Here is an 11,420-nt window from a genome sequence, read left to right on the forward strand (position 1 = left end):
GGATCTTGAGCGGATACAGATTTTGTTTTCGACACAAAACCTGTGGGAGCGGGCTTGCTCGCGAAGGGGCCGGACCTGCCACCGCATGGATCGGGGATGTTTGCTAGCATTGCGTCTGAATCAATCCAGATCAGTCACGAGTGCTCAGCATGCAACTCCCGGACATGAACTTGTTGGTCGCCCTCGACGCCTTGCTCGACGAGGGCAGTGTGGTGGGCGCCGCGCGGCGGATGAACCTCAGCCCGGCGGCCATGAGCCGGACGCTGACGCGCATTCGCGAGGCCATCGGTGACCCGATCCTGGTGCGCGCCGGTCGCGGTTTGGTGCCGACACCCAAGGCGCTGGCGTTGCGCGAGCAGGTGCGTGACGTGGTGGAACAGGCCGCGCTGTTGTTTCGTTCGGCCGATGCGGTGGAGCTGGGCACGTTGCGCCGTCGGTTCAGCATTCGCGCCAATGACTTTTTCGTCGGCGTTTACGGCGGAAAGCTGTTCGACACCCTGGATCGCCAGGCGCCGTACTGCGAACTGCGTTTTGTGCCGGAAGGCGATGGCGATGACGAAGCGCTGCGGGAAGGGCGGATCGACCTGAGCATCAGCAATACCCGGCCGTTGACCCCGGAAGTGAAGATTCAGAATCTGTTCTCTACTCATTTCGTCGGCCTGGTTCGCGAAGACCATCCGCTGTTCAACGAAGAGATTACGGCCGAGCGTTTCGCCGGGTTTTCCCATATCAGCATGTCCCGTCGCGGCATCGCCCGTGGCCCGATCGATACCGCGCTCAATGCGTTGGGGCTGGAGCGGCGGGTGGCGGTGATTGCACCGAGTTTCCATGCGGCGATGTTTGCCTTGCCTGATTCCGATTTGATTCTGCCGGTGCCCAAGGAGGCATTGCTGAGCGTCCAGCGGCTGGGCTTGAAGCTGCGGTCATTTACGCTACCGATTCCGTTGCCGACCATTATGTTGACCCAGTCCTGGCACCCACGTTTCGACAAGGATCCGGCCCATCGCTGGCTACGTGAAACCCTCAAGGCCTGTTGCGACGAGACGTGGCTGGCCGCGCAACCCACCTCAAGTTGATCACGGATCTACTGTGGGAGCGGGCTTGCTCGCGAAAGCGGTGTATCAGTCACCATTGATGTTGAATGTGATGGCCCCTTCGCGAGCAAGCCCGCTCCCACAGGGGTTTTGTATTGCTGCGTCCAGCGCACTTATAAGCTGCCAATAAGTCAATTTTCGTAAGGTCCCGCACTTCTTAAAATGCTTCGGTATTCAAACTCCCGGAGCGTGCAGTCATGACTTCCCTCACGGTCACGGCACCTCTCGCCGCGGCCAGCCCGGCTGCCGTCACGCCACCGGTCTTTGGTCCGCGGATCATCATCGGCCTGGTGGGCGTGTTGTTGGCGGTGCTGGTGTCGGGCCTGAACGAGATGGTGACCAAGGTTGCCCTGGCCGACATCCGCGGCGCATTGGCCATCGGCTACGACGAAGGCACCTGGCTGGTCGCCAGTTACACCGCAACCTCGGTGGCGGCCATGGCGTTTGCGCCGTGGTGCTCGGTGACGTTCTCGCTGCGACGGTTCACCCTCTGCGCCATCAGCGCATTCACCCTGTTGGGCGTGTTGTGCCCGTTCGCTCCAAACTACGAAAGCCTGTTGGTCATGCGCACCTTGCAAGGCTTGGCGGGCGGTGCGTTGCCGCCGATGCTGATGACCGTCGCGCTGCGCTTTTTACCGGCCAACGTGAAGCTTTATGGTCTGGCGGGTTACGCGCTGACCGCGACGTTCGGCCCAGGCCTCGGCACGCCACTGGCCGGGTTGTGGACCGAACACGTCGGATGGCAGTGGACCTTCTGGCAAATCATCGTGCCGTGCCTGATCGCCATGGTCGCGGTGGCGTATGGCTTGCCCCAGGACCCGCTACGCCTGGAGCGCTTCAAACAATTCAACTGGCGCGGCTTGCTGCTGGGGTTTCCGGCGATCTGCATGCTGGTGATCGGCATTTTGCAAGGCAATCGGCTGGACTGGTTCGAGTCGAGCCTGATCTGCGGATTACTCGGGGGTGGGTTGCTGTTGCTGGTGTTGTTTCTGATCAATGAATGGTCGCAGCCAATGCCGTTTTTCAAGCTGCAGATGCTCGGCATCCGCAACCTGTCGTTCGCTTTGCTGACCCTGGCCGGGGTGTTGGTGGTGTTGCTGGCGGTGATCATTATTCCGTCCAGCTACCTGGCGCAGGTTCAAGGTTATCGCCCGGTTCAGACCGCGCCGATCATGTTGCTGGCCGCGTTGCCGCAGTTGATCGCGCTGCCGTTGGTGGCGGCGTTGTGCAACCTGCGTTGGGTCGATTGCCGCTGGGTGCTGGGGATCGGCCTGAGCATGCTGACGCTGTCCTGCATCGGGGGGTCGCAGCTGACGTCGGTGTGGATTCGCGACGACTTCTACGTCCTGCAACTGCTGCAAATCTTCGGTCAGCCGATGGCGGTGTTGCCGTTGTTGATGCTCTCCACCGGCAGCATCAGCCCGATGGAAGGGCCCTTCGCTTCGGCCTGGTTCAACACCGTAAAAGGCCTGGCGGCGGTAATCGCCACCGGCGTACTGGAGGCGTTGACCACCTCAAGGCTGCATTTCCACTCGGTGATGCTGGTGGACAGCCTCGGCAACTCACCCCTGGTCGACAGCGACAGCGCGGGCCTTGCCCACCGGCTGCATGAGCAGGCCGTGGTGCTGACGGCATCGGACCTTTATCTGTGCATGGCCGGCGTCGCACTGGCGTTGATCCTGCTGATTTTCTGGCTGCCGACGCGGATCTATCCGCCGCGCGGGCCGACTTGAATGCTTCACTGAAACAGAAGGTTTTTATGACGACTCAATCAAAGCAAAAAGTGGCCGTTGGCGTCGCCGCGGTGGTGGCGCTCGGGGTGCTGGTGTATTGGCTGGCGCCCGGCCTGTTCGGCAAGCGCACGCAGCAGAACACCAATGACGCCTTTGTCTCGGCGGACTTCACGCTGGTGGTGCCGCGCGTGGCCGGGTTCATCAAGGAAGTGCTGGTGGAGGACAACCAGCAGGTCAAGGCCGGGCAGTTGCTGGCGTTGATTGATGACCGCGATCTGCGAGCCGCCGCCCAAGCGGCAGACGCCGAAACCCTGGTGGCCAGGGCGCAACTGCAAAATGCCCGTGCGACCCTTGAACGTCAGGCTTCGGTGATCGCTCAGGCCCAAGCCACGGTCGTGTCGGCCAAGGCTGAAATGGCCTTCGCCGAGCATGAACTGAATCGCTACAACCACCTCGCCGGAGTGGGCGCCGGCACGGTGCAGAACGCTCAACAAGCGCGGACCCGCATCGATCAGGCCACCGCGCGGCTGGCTAACGTGACGGCAATGCTGGCGGCGGAGCGCAAGCAGGTGGAGATCCTCACCGCTCAGCGTGACGCGGCTGAAGGCGGACTGAAACGGGCGCAAGCGGCGCTGGAAATGGCCAGCTACGAGCTGTCCTACACGCGCATCGTTGCACCTCAGGACGGTATGGTCGGCGAGCGCGCCGTTCGGGTCGGCGCCTATGTCACGCCGGGGAGCAAAATCCTCGCGGTGGTGCCGCTTGCGCAGGCCTATGTGGTCGCCAATTTTCAGGAGACCCAACTGACCGACGTGCAGCCAGGGCAGGACGTGCAAGTGCGTGTCGACAGCCTCGGCGGCCAGGCCCTGAGCGGTCGCGTCGAGAGCATCGCACCGGCCACGGGTGTGACGTTCGCCTCGGTCAAGCCGGACAACGCTACCGGCAACTTCACCAAGGTGGTGCAGCGGATTCCGGTGAAAATCGTCCTTGATCCGGGTCAGGCATTGGCCGAGCGGTTGCGGGTTGGGATGTCGGTTGAGGCGAGTATTGATACTGCAAGCGCCAGCGCCAATGAGCATGAGGTCGCGCAACGATGAAGATTTTCATTGATAGGGCTGACGTCTTCGCGAGCAAGCCCGCTCCCACATTGAAACGCGGTCCCCTGTGGGAGCGGGCTTGCTCGCGAAGAGGCCGTCAGCCTCAACTGACCTTTTGCGCCTTGCTGATCGTAAGCCTTTCAGCCTGCACCGTCGGCCCGGACTTTCAAAAGCCTCAGGCACCGCAAATCGCCGAGTGGTCGAAACCATCTACGTCCGCCGCCAGCCAAGCCGTCGCCGAGACCATGGACGAACGCTGGTGGGAGGTGTTCAACGACCCGAAACTCTCGGCCCTGACTCAACGTGCCCTGACCGACAACCTCGACCTGAAACTCGCCAGCAGCCGTTTGCAGCAAAGCCGCGCTGTGCGTCAGGTGATCACCGCCGACCGTTACCCGAATACCGCCGCCACTGGCAGTTACGGGCGTAAACGCAACAGCGGCGAAGGCTTGAACGATCCGTCGGGACACAACGGTGACTCGGCGTACAACCTGTGGGACGCAGGCTTCTCCGCGTCTTGGGAATTGGATTTCTGGGGCCGTGTGCGTCGCGAAACCGAAGCCGCCGACGCCACCCTGGAAGTCGCGGAAAACGACCAGCGCGGCGTGCTGTTGTCGGTGCTCGCCGAAACCGCCCAGGCCTACATTCAGCTGCGCGGTGTGCAAAGTACGCGAGCTGTCACCGAGGAGAACCTCGACGTCGCCCGCCACAGCCTGAAACTCTCGCAGCTGCGCCTGGCCGACGGTGTCGCCACCGACCTGGATGTCGCCGAAGCCGCCGCCCAGGTAGCGGCCATCGATTCGCGTTTGCCTGCGCTGGAGCAGCGCCAGTCGCAACTGATCAACGCCTTGAGCCTGCTGATGGGCGAGCCGCCGCAAGCGCTGTCCGCCGAGTTATCCACAGACGCCCCGGTGCCGCAAACCCCGCGTCAGGTCGCTATCGGGCTGCCGTCGCAACTGGCCGAACGCCGTCCGGACATCCGCCAGGCCGAAGCCCACCTGCATGCCGCAACCGCGAGCATCGGTGTGGCCAAGGGCGATTTCTATCCGCGGATCACCCTGTCGGGCAACATCGGATCGCAAGCCATGCAGCTCAGTGATTTCGGCTCCTGGGGTTCGCGTTCGTTCGGTATCGGCCCGCAATTCAGCTTGCCGCTGTTTGACGGCGGTCGCCTGCGCGGCGTGCTGCACTTGCGCGAAGCCCAACAACAGGAAGCCGCCATCGCCTACCAGCAAACCGTGCTGCGCGCCTGGCATGAAATCGACGATCAACTGACCGCCTACAACGCCAGCCAACTGCGCCGCGACAGCCTTGCCGAAGCCGTCCGCCAGAACCAGATCGCCCTGCGTACCGCGCAACAGCAATACGTGGAAGGGGTGGTGGATTTCGTTAACGTGCTGACCGTGCAAGGCGCGCTGTTGGCGACTCAGGAGCAGTTTGTGGAAAGTTCGACCGGGGTGTCGTTGGCGATGGTCGGGTTGTACAAGGCGTTGGGTGGGGGATGGGAGTCGGTGTATCCGCTGGCAGATGTTGTTACCAATAATCCGGTTTGATGGCAGGCGTTTACGGGTAGGCACGCGTTCCGGGAACTGGTGTGACTGCAACTCTTCTGCAGAGATGACTCGACGCATCCAATGGGAATGTTCCTTTAGCGAACCTGGTGAAGGACAGTTCAATTCAGCTCGATGAGGAAGAATGACCCCGATAGTTATGTCAGGAAAATCTTCGCGAATAGCTTTAAGGGCTGGAGTCATGTCTGTGTCGCTGGAAACCAGTACGAGTTGTTCAATACGGTCATGCACTTCAAGAGCGGCTTGCTTGGTAGCAGTGCGGTACATGCTGATCGCGATGTGAACATCCGTTTCTTTCTCTTCAAGCTTCCAAATGTCGACCTTGTCTTGACGTGAAGCACCTGTTTTCCTGTCTATGAAGCGCGGAGCTTTCGCCGGCTCGAGCGAGTGCCGGCCATAGTGCACTGCTACTTTGGTCGCTTTCAGTGCTCGCACATAGGAGTCTTGAGCCTCTTTCGAGATTCTGCCCCGAGTGGCGAGTATCGGTTTGACGGAAGAAGTGAAGTAATCAACGGAGATGATTGAGCTTTGCGGGTTTTCGATATGTGCGACATGGGCCAGCAGACCTTTGAGGTTGAGCCACTTATAGGGAGTGCCCGCGAGCAACCCGTAAAACAGATTGTAGCCATCAACAAAAAAAGCGGTGCGCACTAACTTAATCCTCAAAAACGAAAAAACCGGCCTAGGCCGGTTTCTTCACCCCAACTGCCAGAGAACTGAATCTCTGCGTACGGGGTTGAGTTGGAGCAATCCTAAGTCGTGCTCGCCACGCACGTCAACCACCGATTGACCAGGAGCTGCACGACGGCATGCACTCCAGCGCCGGCGAGTCAGTTTTGATCACCGGCCTAGGTGATGGTCAAGGCGTTGTTGGCCTGATCTATTAGTGATTGCTACAGGAAGAGTGACGAGGTGCTGCATTTCGATAAAAGTTTGAAGTGTCCACCGCTGCTCTCCGTATCGATTGAATGTATGTTCCCAATTTGATGTGGGATTTATTACCGAGAGGTACTGGAGGAAAGCCCAAGTATCTGTGCTGAGAAATTTGTCTATTTTGAAACAGCACATTTCTATCCAAGGACATCTATCTCCTTGACGTCCACCCACGCTGTCATAGACTCCGCTCATCCGTCAGGGAGTAACGGTTATGCGGCGTGTTCGTGTGTGGGTTATTGGATTGACCTTTGTAACGTGTGTTGTACAGGCGCAAACACCTGCGCCCGATGATCCGCTGCTGGACAGCAGCGGCAGTGCAAACGCCAGCAGCGAGGCCCGTGGCGTGCTGCGAGCCCGGGATCAGGCGGTGCTGGCCAGTGAGTTGTCCGGGCGTATTGTCGAGTTGCCGTTCAGTGAGGGTGAGTCGTTCAAGAAGGGCGACACCCTGGCGCGTTTTGACTGTTCGGCTTATCAGGCCCAGCTCAATGCGGCCCAGGCTGCCAGCCGTGGCGCTGGAGAAGAGCTGTCCCACAACAAGCAACTGGCGGCGTTGAATTCGGTCGGGCGTTTTGAAGTGGCGCGGGCCGAGGCCAAGGTCAGCGAGACTCAGGCGCAGTCCCAGGTTTATCAGGTTCAGGTCAAACGTTGCAGCGTGCTGGCGCCGTTCGATGGCCAGGTCGTCGAGCGCAAGGTCAAGCGTTATGAAAGCGTCGCTGCCGGCACGCCGTTACTGGACGTGGTCGACAACCGCACCCTGGAAATTCATCTGCTGGTGCCGTCACGCTGGATGGCCCGGCTCAAGCCTGGCCAGATCTTCAGTTTTGTTCCCGATGAAACCGGTCAGCCACTGGATGCCACGGTCAAACGCCTCGGCGCGCGGATTGACGAAGGCAGTCAGACCTTGCTGTTGGTGGCAACGCTTCCCAACGCCAACGGTTTGCTGGCCGGCATGAGTGGCACGGCGCGTTTCGCGGAGTTCAAGTGAACGCCCCGGTCACGGGCGGCGCTGAGCAGGTGTTCGCAAGGTTTCTGGATCTCGAACGCCTGACCCGCGCTGCTCGCACGCCTGCGCAACTGGCCTACAGCCTGGTCAATGACGGTCAGGCGCTGTTCGGTTTTCGCCACGCGGCGCTGTTGATTGCCGGCAAAGTGCAGGCCGTGACGGGCGTCAGTGCAGTGGAGCCGAATGCACCGTTCGTGGCGTTTGTCGAGCAGGCAGTGGCGCAGTTGCTCAAGCTCGAGGTGCTGAAACAGGCGCGGGTGATTCAGGCGAATGTTCTCAGCGAATCGATTCAGGCGGACTGGCAAAGTCTTTCCGCGGCTCAGGTGTTCTGGCTGCCGCTGATTGATCACCAAGGTGAGGTGTTTGGCGGTCTGTGGCTGGCGCGGGATCTGCCGTGGAATCCTTCCGAGCAAGTGTTGCTGTCGCAATTGGGTGACACCTACAGCCACGCCTGGCTGGCGCTGCAACCGCGCAAACCGTGGCGGCTGCGCTGGACGCGAAAACGTCAGGTGGCGCTGGTCGCGGTGGTGTTGCTCGGGCTGCTCATTCCGGTGCGCCAATCAGTGCTGGCTCCGGCCGAAGTCGTTCCGCTGGGCGGCCGAGTTGTTGCGGCGCCGCTGGACGGGGTGATTGCCGAGTTTCTGGTCAAACCCAATCAGACGGTGAAAGCCGGCGACCTGTTGTTGCGCTTTGAAAGCACCACGCTTAGGGCCCAGGCCGACGTGGCCGAGCGCGCCTTGGGTGTTGCTGAAGCTGAGCTGAAGGCCAATTCCCAACGCTCGTTCGCCGATGCCGAATCGAGCTCGAAAATCGATCTGCTGGCTGCGCGAGTCGAGCAAAAACGCGCTGAACGCGATTACGCCCGCGAATTGCTCAAGCGCAGCGAAGTACGCGCCGAACGGGGCGGTATTGCGGTGTTCGCCGATGCGGAACGCTGGACCGGTAAACCGGTGCAGACCGGCGAGCGGTTGATGGAAATCGCCGACCCGACCCAGGCGGAGTTACGCATCGAACTGGCGGTGGGCGATGCGATTGCGCTGGAACCTGGCGCACAGGTCGCGTTGTTTCTCGACAGTGATCCGTTGCAACGGCATCTGGCCCGGCTCGAGCGCGCGGCTTATGAAGCACAGCCCACGGCTGGCGGACAATTGGCGTATCGACTCGACGCCAGTTTCCAGCAAACACCACCGCGTATCGGGTTGCGAGGGACAGCGAAAGTCTTCGGTGACCGTGCGCCGCTGGCGCTGTACCTGTTACGTAAACCCCTGGCCGGTTTGCGCCAGAGCGTGGGGCTTTAGATGAGCCTGCCGAACCTGCGTGCAGATTTGCAGCTGACGCCTGCATCACCGGCGCTCGATGGCTCGCCGCGCTGGACCTTGGCCGATCCGGTGCGCGGTCGCTATTTCAAACTTGGCGTGGCGGCGATGCGCCTGCTGCGCCATTGGTCCTTGGGTGATCCCGAGCAAGTGCTGCGTGCAGCCAACCGCGAACCGGGTTTACCGCTCGATGGCGCGGAGCTTGAGCAATTGCTGGTTTTTTTGCGCAGCCACGATCTGATCACCGCCCTCGATCCCCAACAGCGTGCCAGTTACAGCCTCAAAGCGGCCGCTCAACGGCAATCGATATGGCAGATCTTGCTGCACCAATACCTGTTTTTTCGCATTCCGCTGTGGCGTCCGGACGCTTTTCTCAATCGGGCCTGGCCATGGCTGGAGCGCTTCGGTCCGCGCGCGTTGCGCTACGGGTTGCCGGCAACCCTGGGCCTTGGCGTGTTTCTGGTGTCACGGGACTGGCAGCGCTTTATCGCGACTTTTCCGCATCTGTTCAGCCTCGGTGGCGCGCTGGCGTTCGGCGTGGCGCTGTTCTTCGCCAAGCTTTGTCACGAGTTCGGTCACGCCTTCATGGCCAAGCGCGCCGGTTGTCGAGTGCAGAGCATGGGCGTGGCGTTCATGGTGTTGCTGCCGATGTTTTACACCGATGTCAGCGACGCCTGGCGGGTCAATGATCGTCGCGCTCGACTGCTGATTGGCGCCGGCGGCGTGCTGGCGGAATTGCTTTTGGCGAGCATCGCGCTGCTCGCCTGGTCGCTGCTGCCAGACGGTCCCGGACGCACGGCGGCCTTCATGCTCGCCAGCGCCACCTGGATGACCACGTTGGTGATCAACCTCAACCCGTTCATGCGGTTTGATGGCTATTTTTTGCTCAGCGACTATTGGCAGGTCGACAACCTTCAAGGTCGAGCGTTTGACCTTTGTCGCTGGCGCTTGCGTGAGTTTTTATTCGGTTACGGTGCGCCGGCGCCGGAGCCATGGTCGCCGAAGATGCAACGGCGTTTGCTGATCTGGGGTTACGGCTCGTGGCTGTGGCGCGCGGCATTGTTTTTCGGGATTGCGCTGGCGGTCTACCACCTGTTCTTCAAGGTGTTGGGGATTTTCCTGATGCTGGTGGAACTGGTGTGGTTCATCTTCCTGCCGATCATGAGTGAATGGCGGCAATGGTGGACTCGCCGTGAACAGGCGCATGCGCCTCGGGTGCTGCTCAGTGGCCTGGCCTTGCTTGGGCTGTTGCTGATGCTGGTCGTGCCGTGGCGCAGCGCCGTGGAGTTGCCGACGATGCTGGAGGCTGGCCGCGCCAGTGCCTTGCACGCGCCAGTCGCGGCGCGGGTGAAAACGGTGAATGTTCACGATGGTCAAGCGGTTGCCCAGGGCCAGGTGTTGATTGAACTGGAATCCCCGGACCTGGATTCGCGTCAGGCCATCGTCCGCCGCGAAATCCAGATCCAGCAGTTGCAGATGCGCCGTCAGGCCAGCCGCAGTGAAACCGCCGCCGACGCCGGTATCGTCGAACAGCGCCTGGCCGAAGCGGTCGCCGAATACCGAGGCCTGGCCGCCCAGCGTGAGCGCCTGCTGCTGCGAGCGCCCCACGCCGGCAAGGTGCGCGATCTGTTGCCTCAGTTGGCGGTCGGTCGCTGGTTATCGACCAAAGATCCGCTGGCGCGGGTGGTCGAAGACGGCGCGCGGTTGCGCGGTTATCTGGCCGAAGTCGAGCTCTGGCGTGTCGCCACGGGCGCCAGCGGACGCTTCATCGCCGACGATCCGATGCACCCGGCGATCGCCGTGCAACTGAGCGAAATCGACACCAACGGTGCGGCCTTTGTCGATCAGGAAGCGTTGACCTCCGATCACCATGGGCCGATTGCCGTGCGCCGGGATCAGCATCAAAGGGCGGAGCCGGTACAGGCTCAATATGGGGCGCGGTTGAGCGTCCTCGAGGACGTACCGACCCCGGTGCAACCCTTGCGCGGCATTGTGGTGTTGCAAGGGCGAGGCGAGTCGTTGCTGGGTGTCGCCTGGCGGCGGTTGGCAGCGCTAGGCGTAAGGGAAAGCGGTTTTTAAGGAGCGCAACGATGGCAAATACCGATTCAGTGGCGGCCGACGGCTTGGTGGTTCGGCCTTCGCGGGCCAGCGATGGGGCTTTTTTGCAGAGTCTTTATCAGTCGGCACGGCCGGATCTGCAATGGATTGACGGTGAGCCGGAAATGGTTGAGCAGGTGGTGGCTCAGCAATTTCAGGTACAGGAACAAGGGCTGGGGGAGCGCTTCCCCAACGCAATGCATTACGTGATCGAGAAGCTCGACACGGCCATCGGTGCGCTGACCACCGATTTTGGCCCGAATGAGATTCGTGTGCTGTACCTGGCGTTCATTCCAAAGGCTCGCGGCCAGGGCTATGGCCGCAAGGTACTGCAAGGTGTGCAGCAAGCCGCGCAACAGGTTCGTTGCCCGGTAGCGACGGTGGTCTGGGCCAATAATCCCCATGCGCGCCAGCATTACCTGGCGCTGGGGTTTCAGGTCGAGGAGCGCAACCCGGCGGCGGAGCGGTTGGTGTGGTATCCACAGGGTTGAATACACCACCAATCAAATGTGGGAGCGGGCTTGCTCGCGAAAGCGGTGGGTCAGTGGCATTTGTACCGACTGACCCACCGCT

Annotated in this window: 8 protein-coding genes and 1 pseudogene; 8 read left to right on the forward strand and 1 reads right to left on the reverse strand. The window is 61.2% G+C overall.

Going from position 1 to position 11,420, the window contains the following annotated elements; all coding sequences use genetic code 11:
• The first annotated feature begins 149 nt into the window (after positions 1-149).
• From KGB23_RS26540 to KGB23_RS26560, 4 genes are all read left to right on the forward strand, one after another.
• The gene (locus KGB23_RS26540) at positions 150-1,076 is read left to right on the forward strand and encodes a LysR family transcriptional regulator (RefSeq protein ID WP_223433181.1); all 927 of its coding nucleotides are present in this window, start codon (positions 150-152) and stop codon (positions 1,074-1,076) included.
• Positions 1,077-1,291: 215 nt separating this feature from the next.
• A complete protein-coding gene (locus tag KGB23_RS26550; protein WP_223433182.1) occupies positions 1,292-2,827 on the forward strand; it encodes an MFS transporter in 1,536 nt (511 codons plus the stop codon).
• A gap of 26 nt (positions 2,828-2,853) precedes the next feature.
• Complete coding sequence (locus tag KGB23_RS26555; protein ID WP_223433183.1) at positions 2,854-3,924, forward strand: HlyD family secretion protein; 1,071 nt, start codon at positions 2,854-2,856, stop codon at positions 3,922-3,924.
• Positions 3,921-5,477 (forward strand): efflux transporter outer membrane subunit, encoded by a 1,557-nt coding sequence (locus KGB23_RS26560; protein ID WP_223433184.1) that lies wholly within the window; start codon positions 3,921-3,923, stop codon positions 5,475-5,477. Before KGB23_RS26555 ends, KGB23_RS26560 begins: the two co-directional genes overlap by 4 nt.
• Here the strand turns inward: KGB23_RS26560 and KGB23_RS26565 are convergent.
• Positions 5,458-6,146 (reverse strand): annotated as a pseudogene (locus tag KGB23_RS26565) (NYN domain-containing protein). The gene KGB23_RS26560 and the pseudogene KGB23_RS26565 overlap by 20 nt on opposite strands.
• 496 nt (positions 6,147-6,642) lie before the next feature.
• Here KGB23_RS26565 and KGB23_RS26570 point away from each other — a divergent pair.
• The 4 genes from KGB23_RS26570 to KGB23_RS26585 are packed head-to-tail and all read left to right on the forward strand — an operon-like array spanning position 6,643 to position 11,338.
• A complete protein-coding gene (locus tag KGB23_RS26570) occupies positions 6,643-7,416 on the forward strand; it encodes an efflux RND transporter periplasmic adaptor subunit (RefSeq protein ID WP_223433185.1) in 774 nt (257 codons plus the stop codon).
• A complete protein-coding gene (locus tag KGB23_RS26575; RefSeq protein ID WP_223433186.1) occupies positions 7,413-8,732 on the forward strand; it encodes an efflux RND transporter periplasmic adaptor subunit in 1,320 nt (439 codons plus the stop codon). Before KGB23_RS26570 ends, KGB23_RS26575 begins: the two co-directional genes overlap by 4 nt.
• Positions 8,733-10,829, forward strand: a complete 2,097-nt coding sequence (locus tag KGB23_RS26580; protein WP_223433187.1) for a biotin/lipoyl-binding protein — start codon at positions 8,733-8,735, stop codon at positions 10,827-10,829.
• Positions 10,830-10,840: 11 nt separating this feature from the next.
• Positions 10,841-11,338 (forward strand): GNAT family N-acetyltransferase, encoded by a 498-nt coding sequence (locus tag KGB23_RS26585; RefSeq protein ID WP_223433188.1) that lies wholly within the window; start codon positions 10,841-10,843, stop codon positions 11,336-11,338.
• Positions 11,339-11,420: the final 82 nt, after the last annotated feature.

This window comes from Pseudomonas sp. GL-B-26 (genome assembly GCF_019947405.1).
In the GTDB taxonomy this organism is placed as follows: Bacteria; Pseudomonadota; Gammaproteobacteria; order Pseudomonadales; family Pseudomonadaceae; genus Aquipseudomonas.